Consider the following 17,150-nt stretch of genomic DNA (forward strand, 5'->3'; position numbering starts at 1 on the left):
ACGTCGACTTCGCCGAACCACGGGGGGAGCTCAGGCCGCCGAGGTGGTGAGCTCGGCATCCCGGACGAACGCCGGGTCCAGCCGCACTCCCCACCCCGCGGCGGTGGGTGCGTCGATGTGGCCGTCGACCACCCGGAGCATCGGCTCGTACACCCCGCGGGTCCACGGCGTGGTCTCGATGCTCCACTCCTGGTACTGCGTGCACGCGGGCATCGCCGCCGCCAGGTGCAGCGAGAACACCTGCAGCAGCGAGTCGTTGGCGCAGTGCGGCGTGCACGGGATGCCTGCCGCCTCGGCCAGCACAGCCACCTTCCGCGCCCGCGAGATCCCGCCGATGTAGCCGATGTCGGGCTGCACGATGTCGACGGCCCGTCCCGTGATCATGCGGTGGAACTGCGTCAGCGAGATGTCCTGCTCGCCACCCGACACGGGGATATCCAGCGCGGCGGCCACCTGCGCGGTCTGTTCCAGCTCCGGGAACGGGCACGGCTCCTCGAAGTGGAAGTACCCGTGCTCCTCCAGCAGCCGGCCCACGCGGATCGCGCGGCCCACGGAGAAGCCGCCGTTCGCGTCCGCCGAGAGGTCGACGCCGTCGCCCAGCACCGCGCGCACGTGCGGGACGATCCGCTCCGTCCGGCCGGGTGCCGCGTCGACGTCACGGCCCATCGCCTCCCCCACCCGGATCTTCACCCCGCGGAAGCCCTGCTCCGCGACGAACCCGGCGAGGCGCTCGGCCTCCTGCTCCGGCGTGACCGAGCGCAGCATGCTGGAGGCGTACATCGGAACGGACGCCCGCGCGTGCCCGCCCAGCAGCTTCGCCACCGGCTGCCCCGTGACGATGCCCAGCACGTCCCACAGTGCGGTGTCGACCCCGGCCAGCGCACGGTGCAGGAAGCTGCTCGGGAACTTGTAGTGCACCCGCAGGCACTCGTCGACCAGCGCCTCGACATCCCAGGGGTCCCGGCCGAGGAACAGCGGGGCCACCATCGCGTGCAGGACGTGTGCGCTGGTGGCGGCCTCGTAGGGCGCGGTCTGCCCGATGCCGACCACGCCGTCGTCGGTGGCGACCCGCACGATCGCGAGCGGCCCGCGGACGAGCGTCTCGATCCGGGTGATCTTCACAGGTGCTTCTCCAGTACCTCGATGAGCCTGGTGCGCACCACGCTCTGCCCGAACGCGAAGCAGTCGGCCAGCGCCCGCGCCCCGTCGGCGTCGATCCCGGCGAAACAGCGGGCGAAGTCGTGCACCATCGGCTCGGCCAGCAGGATGTGACGCACCAGCACATGGATCCACTGCTGCTGCCCGAACGGCAGCGGGTCGAAGTCGGGGAACTCCTCGGCCACCGTGGCTTCGATCGGGTCGAGGATGTGGCGCACCCCGGTGTCGACGCCGCCCCAGACGTCCACGCCGAGCCGGGCCTTCTTCTCCAGCACGGGCGCGATCCGCTGCAGGTACGCGGAGTCCGGCGCGGCGTGGACCAGGCCCTGCAGCCCGATGTCCTTGTAGGTCCACAGGCTCCAGCCGGCGGCGTGCTCGTCGTAGATGTCGAGCTGGTCGTCGAGCACCCGGTAGCGCGCGTCGTCACGGGCCGGGTCGCCGCTGTACACCGGGCCGAACTCGCCCACCCAGATCGGCGTGCCGGTGCGGCGCATGTACTCCGAACGCTGCAGGAAGCGCTGCTCGACGTAGTCGCGGTCGACGTACTGCCCCCGGGAGGTCCCGGGGTAGTCGCCGCTGTCGGCGAACCCGGCCAGCGCGTAGTCGTGCACCGTGTAGACCGTGTTCTCCCACGGCTCCGCGAACGCGTCGAACTCCGTGGCGTGCCGGTTGCCGTCCAGGAAGATGACGTGGTGCGGGTCCACCGCGCGGATGGCCTTGTGCAGCCGCTCGTAGAACGGGCCGATCGACTCGCCGTCGGAGTCGGCGGGCTCGTTGAGCGGGTTGTAGCCGGCCACCCACGGGTTGTCCTTGTAGCGGTCGGCGAGCGCCTCCCACAGGTGGACCACCCGGTCCTGGAAGTGGCGGTGGGTCCAGAAGAACGACCGGTGCGTCGGGTTGTCGCTGTGCCAGCGCTGGTTGTGGAAGCCGGGCGCCGCGTGCAGGTCCAGCACGGTGTAGAGGCCGTTGCGGGCGCAGGCGTCGATCGCCCGGTCCAGCAGCCGGAAGCCCTCCTCCTTCAACTCCAGCGGCCGGGCGTCGTCCTCGAAGTGGCGGTAGTGGAACGGCAGCCGCACGGAGTTCATCCCCCGCTCGGCCAGGAACCGGGCGTCCTCGTCGGTGAAGAACACATCGAGGAAGCGGTCGAAGAACGCGTCGGCGACCTCCGGGCCGAGCACCGAGCGCATCGCCCTGCGGTGCAGTTCCTCCGTGGAGGGGTAGCCGGTGATGAAGTTCTCCATGTTCATCCAGCCGCCCAGCCCCACCCCGCGCAGCCGCACGGGAACACCTGCTGCGGTGGCCAGGTGGTCGCCGTCGACCCGGATCATCACGGACTCGTCGTGCATGGGGTGGGACTCTCCTTCGTCGAACGGATCTCCGGTCACTTGCCGAAGCCGGCGGTGAGGCCGCGCACGAGATGGCGGCGGCCCAGGACGTACGCGGCGAGCATCGGCAGGGTCGACAGGACGACGGCCGCCAGCACGCCGGGCACGTTCACGGTGAACTCGCTCTGGAACGTCCACAGCGCCATCGGCAGCACGCGCTTGTCGGCGCTCTGGGTGAGGATCAGCGGGAACAGGAACCCGTTCCACACGTGCAGGCCGTCGTAGATCGCCACGGTCACCAGCGCGGGGCGGGCCAGCGGCAGCACGAGGTTCCACAGGATGCGCCAGTCACCGGCGCCGTCGAGCCGCATCGACTCGAACAGCTCGTTCGGGATGTCCCGCATGAAGTTCGCGAGGATCAGCACGGTGATCGGCACGGCGAACCCGATCGACGGCAGCACCAGCGCGGCGAGGCTGTCGTACAGGTGCGTCCTGGTGATCATGTAGTAGAGCGGGATGATCGTCGCGTGGGTCGGGATCGCCAGGCCCAGCAGGAACACCGAGAACGTCGAGCGGACGAACCGGCCGTTGCCCCGCACCACCGCGTAGGCGGCCATGAGCGAGATCGCCACCGTGGCCGCCACGGCGGACACCGTGATGATCACGCTGTTGAGGAAGTACAGGCCGAACCCGCTCTGCAGCACCAGCAGGTAGTTGTCGAAGGTGATGTCGGTGGGCGGGGCCAGCGGGTTCGTGGAGAAGAACCCCGCCTGGCTGCGCAGGCTGGAGATCACCACGAAGTAGATCGGGAGGATGATCACCGCCAGCCAGATGAAGCCGCCGAGCCCGGCGAGCACGTTCGGCGGGCGCCGCAGACCGCGTGAGCGACGGACGGGTGCCGGCCCGGGGCGCTGTCGCACCGACCGCTCCCCCGCCGTGATCGTGACTGCCATCTAGAGCCCTTCCTGCTCGCTGCTCATGCGGGCGAAGCCGGAGAACCTGGTCAGCACGAAGGCCAGTCCCAGCCCGGCCACGACGAGGATCACGGCCAGCACGCTGGCCCCGCCCATGTCGTTGGCCGCGAACCCGGTGAGGTACATGTCGAGGGGCAGCAACCGCGTCGCCGTCCCCGGACCGCCGCCGGTGAGCACGAACACCACGTCGAAGTAGGTCAGCGAGCCGGTCAGCATCAGCGTCGAGGACGTGACGATGGTGTAGCGAAGCTGCGGCAGCGTGATGTGGCGGAACTGCTGGTAGGTGCTCGCGCCGTCGATCGTTGCCGCCTCGTAGAGCGAGGTCGGGATCTGCCGCACGCCCGCCTGGTAGAGCAGCGTGTGGAACGGCACGAACTGCCAGGCGATCACGAAGATCACCACGTAGAGCACGAGGTCGGGGTCGCCGAGCCAGTCCTGGGCCAGGAAGCCGAGCCCTGGCGCACCGCCGATCCCGAAGTTCGGGTCGAGGATCGCCTTGAACGCGATGGCCACGGCGGCCGAGGACAGCAGCAGCGGCACGAAGTAGAGCACCGCCAGGAGCGCGCGGTAGCGCTGCGTCCCCGCCGTGAACACACCGAGCAGGAGGCTGATCGGCGTCTGGACCAGCCAGGACACCACCATGATCTTCAGTGTCAGCAGCAGGGCCTGGCCGGTGACGGGGTCGGTGAGCACACCGGCCCAGTTGCTCCAGCCCGCCCAGCCGACCTCGCCCAGCCCGTCCCAGTCGGCGAAGCTCAGCACCACGGCACCGGCGAGCGGAACGAGCGCGAAGACCACGAAGAACGCGAGCGCGGGCACAGCGAGCAGCCCGCTGGCGCCCGTGCGGCGGGACCGGCCGACAGGCGCGGGTGCCGGCGCCGGGGCGCGAGTCGATGCAGTCGAGACCACCATGGCGCTCAGCTGCCGATCGTCGCGTTCATGGCGGTGGAGAACTGCTCGGGGGTGATCTGGCCGAGGAATACCTGCTGCAGGTTGGTCAGCAGCGCGTCACCCTGAGCGGGGCTCAACGCCTGGTCGAGCGACAGCTGGAAGTTCGGCGCCTTCGCGGTGACGTCGTAGATCGTCCGGAAGTAGTCGGGGTCGGTCGACGCCGCGATCTTGTCGTCGAGGCCGGCCACCGGGGGCACGTTGCCGACGGCGAGCAGGTCGGCCGCGTACTGGTCGTTCAGCAGGTTGCTCTTGATGTAGTCGCGCGCCACCTGCTTCTCCTGCGGCGTGGCCTTCGCGGAGATCGACCAGTAGTTGGACGGGTTGCCCACCACGTCGGCCGGGTCACCCTTGCCGCCCTCCACGGCGGGGAACGCGAAGTAGCCGAGCTTGCCGTCCGCGACGAACTGCGCGTCACCCGTCTTGACCGTCTGGTAGGTCGCGGGCAGCCCGAGGGTGATCGCGGCCTTGCCCGTGTAGAGCAGCGCGACGTCGGCGCCGCTGTCGGTGGAGATGGAGGCGAAGCCCTTGATGAACCCGTCCTTGTTCACGAGGTCCTGGATCATCCGGTTCGCCTGGAGCACCGCGGGGTCGGACCAGCTGTCCGGCTTGTTCGCGACGATCCCGTTCAGCACGTCGTGGCCGCCGATGCGGTCGACGAGGTAGGCGAACCACGGCAGCAGCGGCCACTTGGGCTGGCCCGCCACGGCGAAGGGCGCGATGCCCGCGGCCTGGAACCGCGGCACCAGCGCCATCATCTCCCCCCACGTGGTGGGGGGCTGGGCGCCGATCTTCGCGAACAGGTCCTTGTTGTAGTACATCAACACGGGCTTCACCCCGTTGTTGGGCACCGCGTAGGTCTTGCCGTCGACCTTCCCGACCGCCGCCACCGAGGGCAGGAAGCGGTCCTTCAGCGCGGGGTCGGCCGCGAGGTCGGAGATGTCGTCGACGGAGCCGGCCTTGACGTAGGAGTCGAGCACGCCGCCGCCCCAGTTGTAGATCAGGGTCGGCGCGTCGGCGGCGCCGACGGCCGTGCGGATCTTCTGCTTGTAGGGGTCGTTCGCGAACGACTGCGTGGCGAACTTCTGGTCGGGATGGGCCGAGTTCCAGGCGTCGAACGAGTTGTCGAACGCCTTCTCGGTGACCCCGCTGATGACCCAGACCGAGGCGCTGCCCCCACCGCTCGCCTGGGGCCCCGCGGTCCCGCAGGCCGCGGCGCAGGCGAGCGCCACGGCGACTCCCACCGCGGCCACGGCCCTCCGTGCACTGACCGATGCCTTCACTCTGTCCGCCTCTCTGACCCCGGTCCCGACGGTGGACCCGGGGCACGTCGGTGATCGCGCGGCGCCGACGTCAGACGACTGGCACCGGTGCCCTGCCGAACTTTTCCGCTAGGTGGAATCTCAGCCCGCTGGACTGGAACTGCAGGGATCTTGCAACGCGTCGGGAGTCGTGTCAATCGTTATCGATAACGTTTTCAACGCGCTACAGTCTGCCCCCGTGAGCTACAGCCGCGTGACCATCCACGATGTCGCCGCCCGGGCCGGCGTGTCGGTCTCGACGGTCTCCAAAGTGCTCAACGACCGCTACGGGGTCGCCACCAGCACCGTCGACCGGGTGCGCGCGGTGATCGCCGAGCTCGGGTACGAGTCGAGCCTGGTGGCGCGCAGCCTGCGCAACCACCGCACGAACGTCATCGGCGTACTGGTGTGGGACATCGAGCCCTACAGCGCCGAGCTGCTCAAGGGCGCGGCGCGCGCCATCAAGGGCACCGGGTACGAGCTGGTGGTCTACGCCGCGGGCGGAAAGGGCGCCGAGCGCATGGGCTGGGAGCACCGCTACCTGTCCCGGCTCTCCGGCACGCTGATCGACGGCGCGGTGATGGTCACGCCCACGGTGGACACCGCCCCGTTCTCCACCCCCGTCGTCGCCGTCGACCCGCACACCGGCTCGGAGGTCCCCACCGTCGACTCCGACAACTTCCGCGGCGCCCAGCTCGCCGTCGAGCACCTGCTGGGCCTGGGGCACCGGCGCATCGGCCTACTCAGGAGGCCACCGCGCGACCTCGAGTCCGGCCCGCAGCGCGAGGAGGGCTACCGCAGCGCCCTCCAGGCCGCCGGCATCACCCCCGACCCGGACCTGGTGCGCGCAGGTGGCTACGACGACTCGGTGTCCGAGGACGCGGCCCGCGAGCTACTGACCCTGCCCGAGCGACCCACGGCGATCTTCGCCGCCAACGACGTCTCCGCGATCACGACCATGGACGTCGCCATGGCGCTGGGCCTGCAGGTACCCGGCGACCTGTCGGTCATCGGCTTCGACAACGTCCCCGAGAGCGCGATGACCGAGCCGGGGCTCACCACGATCGAGCAGCCGCTGCAGCTGATGGGCCAGCGCGCGATCGAGATGCTCGTGGAGCTGCTGGCCGGCCACGACCTCCCCGAGACGCACGTGCGACTGCCCACCCGGCTCGTGGTGCGCGGCTCGTGCGCCGCCCCGCCCGCCGACCCACGCCCGGTCGTGGTCGAGCACTCCGCGGCCCGCTGACCACCCACTGATCGGCCCGAGATCCACCTGATCGCCCTCCACAGGGCCGATCCGCGGATCTCGTCACGTTCACCGGGCGACTCGCGCACCGGTTCCGGGCGACTCGCGGGCCCGTTCCGGGCGACTCGCGCACGAGCACCCGGCGGCCCCACCGACCACCCACTGATCACCCCGAGATCCACCTGATCGCCCTCCGAGGGGCCGACCCGCGGATCTCGTCACGATCACCGGGCGACTCGCGCACCAGTTTCGGGCGACTCGCGGGCCCGTTCCGGGCGACTCGCGGGGGCGGGGCGGCGGGGGTCAGCGCCAGACGGTGATGTTGCGGCGCGCCGGGCGGCTGCTTCCCTCGCCGCTCGTGAACAGCTCGGGGGAGCGCTCGCGGATGCGCTCGATGTCGGTGAACACCGCGCGCAGGTGCTCCCGCATCGCCACCTCGGCCGCCCCCGGGTCGCCGGCCGCGAGGGCGTCGACCACGGCCGCATGCTGGGCGACCAGGGTGGGGACGGGGCTCACCGTGCGGAGCCCGAGCCGGCGCGCGCGGTCGAGGTGGACCTTCGCCGACTCGACGGCCCGCCACGCCCCGGCGTGACCGCCGACGGCGAGCAGCATCTGGTGGAACTCCTCGTCGAGCCGGAAGAACTCCTCGACGTCGTCGCCCGCGGCGCGCTGCCGGGCGAGCACGTCCCGCAGGGCGGCCAGGGCCGGCGCGTCGAGGCGGTTGGCGGCGTCGCGGAGGGAGGCGATCTCGATCGCCTCCCGGATGAACTGCGCATCGGCGACGTGGCGGATGTCGACCCGGGAGACGAACGAACCGAGCTGCGGGAAGACCTGCACGAGATCCTCGTCGGCGAGCAGGATCAGGCTCTCGCGGACCGGGGTGCGGGACACGGACAGCTCGGCGGCCAGGTCGTTCTCCGACAACGGGGCCCCAGGCGGCAGCTCGCCGCTGATGATCCGGCGCCGCAGCTGCTCGTACACCACGACGCGGGCCGATCGGCGCCCTGGCTCCCCCCGTCCCACCGGGTCACCGTACCGGTTGCCACCGCCAGTATGGTAGTGCTTGTATGGCAGTGGATCGTATGACAATGCCCGCGCTGCCACAGGAGGGTCGATGCCGACCGAACTCGATCCCGCACCCGGCGGGGACCACCCCGGGGCGGCCGCCAGGACCCCGGCCATGCTGCGCCGCACGGTCGCGGCGTCGGTGATCGGCACGATCGCCGAGTACTACGACTTCTTCATCTACGGCACGGCCTCGGCGCTGGTCTTCAACACGGTGTTCTTCCCCGAGGTCGACCCGCTCGTCGGGACGCTCGCGGCGTTCTCCACCTACGCCGTCGGCTTCTTCGCCCGTCCGTTCGGCGGGATCTTCTGGGGCTGGGTCGGCGACCGGATCGGCCGCAAGCGCACGCTCGTCTTCACCCTGCTGCTGACGGGCATCGGCACGTTCGTGGTGGGCCTGATGCCCACCTACGACGAGATCGGCATCTGGGCCGCGGTCATCCTCGTGTTCGTACGCCTCGTGCAGGGGTTCGGCGTCGGCGGCGAGCAGGGCGGGGCGGTGCTGCTGACCGCGGAGGCGTCCCCGCCGGAGCGCCGCGGCTTCGTCACCAGCTTCGTCCAGCTCGGCTCCCCCGCCGCCTACCTCATCCCGACGGCGCTGTTCGCCGTGCTCGACGCCCGGCTCACCGACGAACAGTTCCTCTCGTGGGGCTGGCGCGTGCCGTTCCTGCTCAGTGCCGTGGTGGTGGTGATCGGGCTCTACATCCGCCTGCGGGTGCCGGAGTCGGCGGCGTTCCGGGCGGTCAAGGAGCGGCAGCCCACCCGGTCCCCGCTCGCCACGCTGGTGCGGGACAACCGCAGCGAGGTGATCGGCGGGACGCTGGCGAAGTTCGTGGAGGCCGCCGTCTTCCCGTTCTACACGATCTTCCTGGTCACCTACGCCAAGAGCCAGGGCGTCGACACGGCGATCGTGCTCGACGCGGTGATCATCGCGATCATCGCCGAGCTCATCCTGATCCCGATCATCGGCAGGCTCACCGACCGGGTGGGCAGGCGCCCGGTCTTCCTCGGCGCCGCCGTGTTCAACCTCGTGCTCGTGGTGCCCGCTTTCCTCGCCGTCCGCACCGGCGACGTCGCCGTCATCACGCTGCTGCTGGTCGCCGGTCTCGCGCTCGGGCACGGCGGGACGTACGCGCCGCAGGCGTCCTACTTCCCCGAGCTGTTCCCGTCCTCGGCCCGCTACAGCGGGGTCTCGATCGTCTGGCAGTTCGGGGCGATGATCGCCAGCGGTCCGTTCACGGTGGTGGCGGCCGCCCTGCTGGTGGCGGCCGACGGCGCGTTCACCTGGGTCGCGGTCTATGTCGCCGCGTTGACCATGATCAGTATCGTTGCGCTCCTCCGGATGCCGGAGACCGCACCGAGGCTGCTCGGAGGCCGCGAGTACGCCGACTGGACCGGCCGAGGCAACAAGGAGGACTCGTGACCACGATCGCCGATGCCCGTGTGCTCGTCTCGGGCCCGGGGCGCAACTACGTGACCCTGAAGATCACCACGTCCGACGGCGTCGTCGGCTGGGGCGACGCCACCCTCAACGGCCGCGAGCTCGCCGTGGCGGCCTACCTCACCGAGCACGTGTGCCCGCTGCTCGTGGGCCGCGACCCGGCCCGCATCGAGGACACCTGGCAGCTGCTCTACCGGGGCGCCTACTGGCGGCGCGGACCGGTGACGATGACGGCGATCGCCGCGGTCGACATGGCGCTGTGGGACATCAAGGGGAAGGTGGCCGGGCTGCCGGTCTACCAGTTGCTCGGCGGCGCGGCGCGCAACGGTGTGCTCGTCTACTGCCACGCCAGCGGCTCCGACGTCCCCGCCCTGCTCGACGACGTCGCGCGCCATCTCGACGAGGGCTATCTTGCGGTGCGGGCCCAGGCGGCGGTGCCCGGGCTGGAGGGGACGTACGGCGTCCCCGCCCCCGACGGGAAGCTCTACGAGCCCGCCTCGTCGTCGCTGCCCGCCGAGCACCTCTGGGACACCGGGCCCTATATGCGCTTCGCACCCGAGATGCTCGGTGCGGTCCGGGAGCGCTTCGGGTTCGACTTCCACCTGCTGCACGACGTGCACCACCGGCTCTCCCCCATCGAGGCGGGCCGGCTCGGCCGCGACCTCGAACCGCACCGCCTGTTCTGGCTCGAGGACCCGACCCCGGCGGAGGACCAGTCCGCGTTCCGGGTGATCCGGGAGCACACCACCACGCCGCTGGCCGTCGGCGAGGTGTTCAACTCGATCTGGGACTGCCAGCAGCTGATCACCGAGCGGCTGATCGACTACATCCGCACCTCGGTGACCCATGCCGGCGGCATCACCCACCTGCGCCGCATCTTCTCCCTCGCCGACCTGTACGGGGTGCGCACCGGCTCCCACGGGCCGGGTGACCTCTCACCGGTGGCGATGGCCGCCGCCCTGCACGTCGACCTGTCGGTACCGAACTTCGGGATCCAGGAGTACATGGGCCACCGCGAACCCGCAGGCGAGGTGTTCCGCACCTCCTACACCTTCAAGGACGGATACATGCATCCCGGGGACGCGCCAGGTCTGGGCGTCGAGGTCGACGAGGAGGCGGCGGCCCGCTTCCCGTACGACCCGCGGCAGCTGCCGGTGAACCGGCGCCTCGACGGGTCGGTGCACGACTGGTGAGCGCGCACTACGACGTGGTCCTCCTGGGCGAGCCGCTCGTCGAGGTCGCCACCACCGAACCGTTCGGCCACGGGGTGTCTGCCACCCTCGGCGTCTCGGGCGACGTGGTCAACGCCGCCGCCGCGGCGGCCGCTGCCGGAGCCGGCGTGGCGATCGTCGCGCGGGTCGCCACCGGCGAACTCGGCGACGCCGTCGTCGCGCGGATCCGCGCACTCGGCGTCGACGACGCGCTGGTGCACCGGGTCCGCGGCCAGCAGGGCGTCTACCTGTTGCACAGCGACCCGTCCGGACAGCGGCAGTTCAGCTACGCCAGGGCGGGCTCGGTAGGGGCGGGGCTCTCCCCCTCCGACCTCGACGCCGGCACGCTCGCCGCAGCGGGCGCGGTGCTCGCGAGCGGGATCACGGCGGCGCTCTCGGCCTCGGCCCGGGACGCCGTGCTCGCCGCGGCGAAGCTGGGCCGCCGGTTCGTCTACGACCCGAACTTCCGTCCCCGGCTCACCACCTCGGCCGCCGCGGCGGCCGTGCTCACCGAGGTCGCTCCCCTCGCCGCTCTGCTCACCCCGTCGGCCCCTGGCGAGACCGCCGCCCTGCTCGGCACCGGCGATCCCGCTGCCGCTGTCACCAGGTTGCGGGAGCTCGGCGCCGGTGCGGTCGCCGTCACCTGCGGGGAGCGGGGCGTCCACGTCTCACCCGGCAGAGGTGCGCCGGACCAGTGGGTCCCGGCCGTCCCGGCCCCCGCCGTGGTCGACCAGACCGGGGCGGGCGACGTCTTCGTCGGCACCGTCGCGGCCCGCCTCGCCCTCGGTGACGACCTGCGGGACGCCGTGCGGCTGGGCACCGCGGCCGCGTCGCTCGCCGTCGGCGGGCAGGGTGGCACCGGGTTGATCGCCGACCTGCAGCAGGTCCGCGCGCACGCCGGAACAGCATGACCCGTTCGACCGTGCCCACCGACCCCGAGGAGGTTCCGCATGTCGACATCGGCCGCTGATGTGATGGCCTGCAGCCGGGTGATCCCGGTCGTGGTCCTCGACGACGCCGACGCCGCCGTCCCGCTCGCGCGGGCGCTCCTCGCCGGGAGCGTCCCCGTCATGGAGATCACCCTGCGCACACCGACGGCGCTGGAGTCGATCGCCCGGGTGGCCGAGCAGGTGCCCGACATGCTGGTCGGGGCGGGCACGATCACCCGGCCCGAGCAGGCCGCCATGGCTGTGGCGGCGGGCGCCCGGTTCCTGGTCTCCCCCGGCTCCCCCGAGCCACTGGTCACCGCGATGCTGGCCGAGCGCGTGCCCGTGCTGCCGGGGGTGGCCACGGCGACCGAGGCGCTGGCCCTGCTCGGCCACGGCATCACCGAGATGAAGTTCTTCCCGGCGGGCCCGGCAGGCGGACCGGGGTATCTGAAGGGGCTCGCCGGGCCGCTGCCCGAGATCAGCTTCTGCCCGACGGGGGGCGTGGACGCCACCAACTCGGGCGACTACCTGGCGCTGCCGAACGTCCCCTGCGTCGGCGGGAGCTGGCTGACGCCGTCCGACCTGGTGCGGGCCGGCCGGTGGGACGACATCTCGCGGCTCTGCCTCGGTGCGTGGTCCGACGAACCGCAGGACTGATGATCCGGGCGGTGATCCGCCATCCTGGTGGCCGTGGCAAGCAATGAGGCAGACACGGTGGAAGACGCCCGGGTGCAGCTGGTTGCGGCGGGCGCATTGGAATCGATGGTGCGCGACATCTTCGTGGCGGCAGGCTGCGACGACGAGGAGGGCGGGCGCATCGCCCGTGAGCTCGTCGGCGCCAACCTGACCGGGCACGACAGCCATGGCGTGGTGCGCGTACCGATCTACGTCGACTGGATGCGCGCCGGGTACGTCCATCCCGGACGCGACGTGCAGGTGGTGACCGACGGCGGCGCGTTCACGGTGCTCGACGGTCAGCACGGCTTCGGCCAGACCGTCGCGGCACAGGCCGTGGAACTGGGGATCGAGCGGGCCCGGCAGCACGGCACCTGCATCGTGGCGCTGCGCAGCGCCGGGCACATCGGACGCGTCGGCGCCTACGCGGAGACCGCGATCGCGGCGGGGCTCATCTCGATCCACTTCGTCAACGTCGCGGGCTCGCCGCTGGTGGCCCCGTTCGGGGCGGTCGAGCGCCGCTTCTCCACGGCGCCGTTCACGATCGGGCTGCCGCTCCCGGAACGCCCGATCGTCCTGGACTTCGCCACGTCGCTGGTGGCCGAGGGCAAGGTGCAGGTGGCCTCCTACGGCGGCAAGCCGCTGCCGCCGGATGCCCTCATCGGCCCGGACGGCGAGCGCTCCGGCGACCCCCATGTCCTGTACGGCGAGTACACGAGCACCGATATCCGCCGTCCCGGCGGAGGCGCGGGCGCCATCCGCGCGTTCGGGGAGCACAAGGGCTCGGGTCTGGCCCTGATGTGCGAACTGCTCGCCGGCGCCCTCACCGGGGGTGGGTGCGCGGGGCCGCTGGACGGCGAACGGCGCGGCATCGCCAACGGGATGCTCTCGGTCTACCTCTCCCCCGCGCACTTCGGCACGCAGGCCGAGTTCGAGCGGATCGGCCGGGAGTACCTCGACTGGGTTCTCGGCGCCCACCCGATCGACCCGGACTTGCCGGTGCTCGCGCCGGGAGACCCGGAGGCCCGGACCCGTGCGGCGCGGCTCGCCGAAGGCGTGCCGTTGCCCGTCGACACGTGGGCCGCGCTCCGGCGGACCGCTGCGGACCTCGGCGTGCCTGCCTGATCATCACGGATGAGCGCGGTCCGCCGTTTCGCCGTCCCGGACCGGTTTCACACGAATTGCGTGAAAGACATCCGAGTCGAGCAATCTGCGACCGACCGTTTCGACGCGACACACCGAGGGCCACTCGGGATCGATGCGATGGCGGACACATCGATGTCCGCACCGGGCCGCGACATCCGGTTCGATCATCCCATCAGCCCGATCCGATCGGTGCGCGCGATTCGTACGGATTCGGCCCGGACCGCCTCGACCGAACCCGGCCGACTCATCCCGACGACAGCAGGAAATGCCTGGTCAAGAGGGGCCGCATTTCCTGAATCTGGGTAGCACTCGACGATCTCTTTACTCAAGAGATTCATATGCGGCACACATGATCACGACCCACGGATCGGAGTATTGTGCACACCTCGCTCGCAATAAGCGATGCTAGTCCATTCGGGTAATGCTGGTCGAAAACCGGATCCGCCGAGGCTCCAGGTACGTTCTAGAGTTAGAACGCAACACAGCGTTCGGAAGTGAAATCGAAGGGAGTATCGCGATGAAGATCGTGGTCGCCAGGGGTCGTCGTCGTCGTTGGCGCAAGCCGTACTGGGACCGGTACCGCCACTACCACCGCGGCTACTGGGAGAACTACTGACGGACCAGCCGGCCCCGCCCATTACGGGCGGGGCCGCCTCCCGGCCTCCCCTGTAAGGGCTACTACCAGCAGGTTCGTCCACGACCTCCGTCGTCTCCAGCACGACGTGGTGCCGCACCGGGCCAGGCGTGGACCACGCGTCAGCGGGTCCGGGCCCACGGTCGCCCGGTACGCGACCCATTCCCGCCGTCGTCGCCACGGTACTCCGTGAATTGTCACGTCCGAGGCCGGAAAGCGACCGACCGAGCCGCCGGGTCCTGCATTCTGGCCACGCCCGCTGATTGCAGCAGTCGCCTCACAGCGGGCCGCGCCGGGCGATACCGCGGTTCTTTGGCGGCCGCGCCGGGCCACTCGGCGCACAGGCAGCCGCCATGCCGCCGACTCCACAACACGGCCGCATGGAAATACCGCACGTCAGACGTTCGCCGAGGTGGAACCACCGGCTCCGCGAAACAAAGTCTCGACCACTTCTTTAATAATTGCGTACGCAAGCAGGGCGTGAAGAGTGTCACGTCAATAATTGATGCGCCGCCGCCGGAATGAACTCCGGTCGCAGGTATGTTCGTTAAGTAGAACGCCATGCGGTGTTCTGAACGGAAAGAGAAAGGAGCACTCTCATGAGTGCAAAGATCAAGCTCATCGCCGACTTCCGGCGTAGGTACGGCCGCGGTGGCTACCGCGACCACGGCTACCGCGGCCGGGGCCACGGCTACGGCGACCACGGCTACCGCGGCCGTGGCCGTGGCCACGGCTACGGCGACCACGGTTACCACCGCTGATCTACCGGGGTGGCCCCGTCCTCACGGACGGGGCCACCCGGTGGGCCCGGGCTCAGACGATGAACGCATGCCACGCCACGCAAGCGCCTGAACCGCCGGCGCCGCGCCTGTCCGTCACCCGCCTGCTGGTGGCAACCGACCTCCTGCCGGAGGCGCCGCCGGTCAGCCTCCGCACCATCTTCCGTCGGTTCTGGCCGGAGACCCGTCCCTATCGGGGCCGGCTGTGGATCGGCCTGGCGCTCGTCGCGGTGGGTCCGCTGCTGAGCGCCGCCACGATCTATCTCCTCAAGATCCTGACCGACGACGTGCTCCAGCCCCACGACTTCCACCTCTTCCCGGTGGTGGCAGGCGCCTATCTCGGGCTGACGCTGGTCGGCGGCATCGTGGCCTTCTGCGACGAGTATCTGGCGGCCTGGGTCGGCGAACGGTTCATCCTGAACCTACGGAGCCGGATCTTCGGCCACCTGCACCGGCAGTCCTCGACATTCTTCGACCGGAACGAACTGGGCGACGTCCTCTCCCGGTTGACCGGCGACATCACGGCGATCGAGCAACTCATCCTCTCCGGCGTCGGGTCGGCGCTGAGCTATGTCTTCGAGCTGGTGTTCTTCACCGCCGCGCTCTTCTATCTCGACTGGCGCCTCGCGCTGGCCGCGTTGATCGCCGCGCCGGGGTTCCTCTTCGTCGCCCGGTCCTTCTCGAGCCGGATCAAGGTCGCGTCGGGTGAGAAGCGGCGGAAGACGGGTTCCATCACCTCCGTCGCCGAGGAGAGCTTCAGCAACGCCGCGCTGGTGCGCGCCTACGACCGCTGGGACGACGAGCAGGCCCGGTTCGACACCGAGAACCTCGCCAGCTTCCGCGCACAGATGCGGGCCACCCGCCTGCAGGCCATGTTCACCCCGCTGACCGACCTGCTCGAGGTGATCGGCGTCCTGCTGGTGGTGGGGTTCGCCGTGTGGGAGCTCGCCAACGGCAACGTCACCCTGGGCGGGGTGCTGGCCTTCGTGGCCTACCTGACCCAGCTCTACGGGCCGATCCAGGCACTGGGCGACCTGGCCAACGAGCTGTTCTCCGCCAGCGCAGGCGCCGAGCGGGTGATCGAGCTCCTCGACCTCACCCCCACCGTCGTCGAGCCCGCGAACCCCGCGCCGCTGGCCCGGGCCTACGGCGCGCTGGAGGTGCGCAACCTCTCGTTCCACTACGAGGATGCCGATCACCCGGCGCTGTCCGAGATCGACTTCTCCGTCGAGCCGGGGCAGCGGATCGCTCTGGTCGGGCCGAGCGGCGCCGGCAAGTCGACACTGGCGAAGCTGCTGCTGCGGTTCTTCGACCCCGACACCGGATCCGTCACCCTCGACGGCCACGACCTGCGTGAGCTGGCACTGGCCGACCTCCGGCGCAACATCGCCCCGGTGCTGCAGGAGACACTCGTCTTCGACGGCACCATCCGCGACAACATCCTCTGGGGACGCCCCGGCGCCACCGAGGACGAGCTCGTGCGGGCGGCGACGGCGGCCGACGCGCACTCGTTCATCATGCAGTTGCCCGACGGCTACGACACCCGTGTCGGGCAACGGGGCCGGCTGCTCTCGGGGGGCCAGCGCCAGCGGGTCGCCATCGCCCGAGCGATGATCCGCGACGCGCCCGTGCTCTTGCTCGACGAGCCCACCACCGGTCTCGACGCGGAGTCGACCCAGCGCGTCCTCGAGCCGCTGCGCAGGCTCATGGCCGGTCGCACCACGATCATCATCTCGCACAACCTGCTCACCGTGACCGACGCCGACCGGATCCTGTACCTCGAGGACGGCCGCATCGCCGCGGCCGGCACCCACACCGAACTCCTCGCGACCAGTCCCGGCTACGCCCGGCTCTACCACCTGCAGAGGACGCCGCCCGTCCAGGCGGAGTTGGAACCCTCGACGGAGCCCCTGCCGACGGTGCTGGCACTCGATTCGCACTGACCGTCTTTGCTGATCGATATCATGAACGACACCCATGTGGGCTTTGCACAATTGCTGAACCAAGAACCCCCGAAGAGCGGGGCAATGATTTAGTCTATTCGGGTGACACCCACAGAATTGTTGATCCATGCATCCGCGGGTCACGTTCCCTGCAATAGAGCGCCACACGGTGCTCGGAAACAAAGCAGGAGGGTCTAGAACATGAGGGCTCGCAGGATCGGTCTCCTCGTTATCGGCAGGGCCAGCAAACGCCGGTGGCACTCCGGCTGGTACGACAACGACCACAAGTGGCACGACGGTTACTGGTACGACGACGACAACGATGACGACGGCGATGACAACGACTGACAGATAGACCGACGGGGTGGCCCCGCC

General features: G+C 70.3%; 15 protein-coding genes. 9 read left to right on the top strand and 6 right to left on the bottom strand.

From position 1 onward, the window contains the following. Positions 1 to 30 precede the first annotated feature (30 nt). Genes AC5L35_RS19120 through AC5L35_RS19140 form a run of 5 tightly spaced genes read right to left on the bottom strand, consistent with a single transcriptional unit; the run spans position 31 to position 5,658 of the window. Positions 31 to 1,122 carry a mandelate racemase/muconate lactonizing enzyme family protein gene (locus AC5L35_RS19120; protein WP_495061018.1) on the bottom strand — a complete coding sequence of 364 codons (1,092 nt, stop codon included), beginning with the start codon at positions 1,120 to 1,122 and terminating at the stop codon, positions 31 to 33. Next, positions 1,119 to 2,504 carry a glycoside hydrolase family 5 protein gene (locus AC5L35_RS19125; RefSeq protein ID WP_495061019.1) on the bottom strand — a complete coding sequence of 462 codons (1,386 nt, stop codon included), beginning with the start codon at positions 2,502 to 2,504 and terminating at the stop codon, positions 1,119 to 1,121. Before AC5L35_RS19125 ends, AC5L35_RS19120 begins: the two co-directional genes overlap by 4 nt. Before the next feature lie 35 nt (positions 2,505 to 2,539). Then, the gene (locus tag AC5L35_RS19130; RefSeq protein ID WP_495061020.1) at positions 2,540 to 3,436 is read right to left on the bottom strand and encodes a carbohydrate ABC transporter permease; all 897 of its coding nucleotides are present in this window, start codon (positions 3,434 to 3,436) and stop codon (positions 2,540 to 2,542) included. Beyond that, positions 3,437 to 4,369: a carbohydrate ABC transporter permease gene (locus AC5L35_RS19135; RefSeq protein ID WP_495061021.1), complete on the bottom strand. Its 933-nt coding sequence runs from the start codon at positions 4,367 to 4,369 to the stop codon at positions 3,437 to 3,439. 5 nt (positions 4,370 to 4,374) lie between these two features. Next, positions 4,375 to 5,658 (bottom strand): extracellular solute-binding protein, encoded by a 1,284-nt coding sequence (locus AC5L35_RS19140; protein WP_495061022.1) that lies wholly within the window; start codon positions 5,656 to 5,658, stop codon positions 4,375 to 4,377. 247 nt (positions 5,659 to 5,905) lie between these two features. On the opposite strand from AC5L35_RS19140, the gene AC5L35_RS19145 reads away from it, so the two are divergent. Then, positions 5,906 to 6,952, top strand: coding sequence for a LacI family DNA-binding transcriptional regulator (locus AC5L35_RS19145; protein ID WP_495061023.1), 1,047 nt, complete (start codon positions 5,906 to 5,908; stop codon positions 6,950 to 6,952). Positions 6,953 to 7,255: 303 nt separating this feature from the next. Here the strand turns inward: AC5L35_RS19145 and AC5L35_RS19150 are convergent, their stop codons facing one another. Further along, positions 7,256 to 7,975: a GntR family transcriptional regulator gene (locus AC5L35_RS19150; protein ID WP_495061024.1), complete on the bottom strand. Its 720-nt coding sequence runs from the start codon at positions 7,973 to 7,975 to the stop codon at positions 7,256 to 7,258. Positions 7,976 to 8,066: 91 nt separating this feature from the next. Here AC5L35_RS19150 and AC5L35_RS19155 point away from each other — a divergent pair, with 91 nt between their 5' ends. The 8 genes from AC5L35_RS19155 to AC5L35_RS19190 all read left to right on the top strand — a co-directional run bounded on the left by AC5L35_RS19155 (position 8,067) and on the right by AC5L35_RS19190 (position 17,123). After that, positions 8,067 to 9,440, top strand: a complete 1,374-nt coding sequence (locus AC5L35_RS19155) for an MFS transporter (protein WP_495061025.1) — start codon at positions 8,067 to 8,069, stop codon at positions 9,438 to 9,440. Next, a complete protein-coding gene (gene manD / locus AC5L35_RS19160) occupies positions 9,437 to 10,651 on the top strand; it encodes a D-mannonate dehydratase ManD (RefSeq protein WP_495061026.1) in 1,215 nt (404 codons plus the stop codon). Before AC5L35_RS19155 ends, manD begins: the two co-directional genes overlap by 4 nt. Then, the gene (locus AC5L35_RS19165) at positions 10,648 to 11,580 is read left to right on the top strand and encodes a PfkB family carbohydrate kinase (RefSeq protein ID WP_495061027.1); all 933 of its coding nucleotides are present in this window, start codon (positions 10,648 to 10,650) and stop codon (positions 11,578 to 11,580) included. The genes manD and AC5L35_RS19165 overlap by 4 nt, the downstream gene beginning before the upstream one ends. A 39-nt stretch (positions 11,581 to 11,619) precedes the next feature. Beyond that, on the top strand, positions 11,620 to 12,255 hold the full coding sequence (gene eda, locus AC5L35_RS19170) for a bifunctional 4-hydroxy-2-oxoglutarate aldolase/2-dehydro-3-deoxy-phosphogluconate aldolase (protein WP_495061028.1): 636 nt from the start codon (positions 11,620 to 11,622) through the stop codon (positions 12,253 to 12,255). A gap of 33 nt (positions 12,256 to 12,288) precedes the next feature. Beyond that, the gene (locus tag AC5L35_RS19175; protein WP_495061029.1) at positions 12,289 to 13,398 is read left to right on the top strand and encodes a malate/lactate/ureidoglycolate dehydrogenase; all 1,110 of its coding nucleotides are present in this window, start codon (positions 12,289 to 12,291) and stop codon (positions 13,396 to 13,398) included. A gap of 1,254 nt (positions 13,399 to 14,652) precedes the next feature. After that, complete coding sequence (locus AC5L35_RS19180; RefSeq protein WP_495061030.1) at positions 14,653 to 14,814, top strand: hypothetical protein; 162 nt, start codon at positions 14,653 to 14,655, stop codon at positions 14,812 to 14,814. 128 nt (positions 14,815 to 14,942) lie between these two features. Beyond that, positions 14,943 to 16,775, top strand: a complete 1,833-nt coding sequence (locus AC5L35_RS19185) for an ABC transporter ATP-binding protein (protein WP_495061031.1) — start codon at positions 14,943 to 14,945, stop codon at positions 16,773 to 16,775. 201 nt (positions 16,776 to 16,976) lie between these two features. Then, positions 16,977 to 17,123, top strand: coding sequence for a hypothetical protein (locus AC5L35_RS19190; RefSeq protein ID WP_495061032.1), 147 nt, complete (start codon positions 16,977 to 16,979; stop codon positions 17,121 to 17,123). Positions 17,124 to 17,150 lie beyond the last annotated feature (27 nt).

This window comes from Pseudonocardia sp. OZ21 (genome assembly GCF_059359135.1).